The following is a 211-nucleotide window of genomic DNA, read 5'->3' as shown; positions in this document are numbered from 1 at the left end:
CAACGGTCCAGTGATCACCTCGTTGGTCAAACTCCTTGACAAAGCTTTCCAACGCATTCAGCTTAGTCGTATTGACTCCAGTATTAGGCAGCGATAACGCCTGGGTATAGCTGTTATTGGCGTCCATACAGGTATATTCGATTGAAACCAGACCAATATCAGCTGAACAGGTCATATTGAGCTTTTGAGAGACCACGTTCATCGAGTCACG

Annotated in this window: 1 protein-coding gene; it reads right to left on the bottom strand. The window is 46.0% G+C overall.

Annotation, left to right across the window (positions count from 1 at the left end):
- The coding region (locus LJE08_RS14825; protein ID WP_227403691.1) for a threonine/serine exporter family protein at positions 1-211 on the bottom strand (211 nt) is incomplete at both ends.

This window comes from Holdemanella sp. DFI.5.55 (genome assembly GCF_020593575.1).
GTDB lineage: Bacteria > Bacillota_I > Bacilli_A > Erysipelotrichales > Erysipelotrichaceae > Holdemanella > Holdemanella hominis.
The sequence above is the reverse complement of the archived record's forward strand: the minus strand, read 5'-3'. Positions and strand labels throughout refer to the sequence as shown.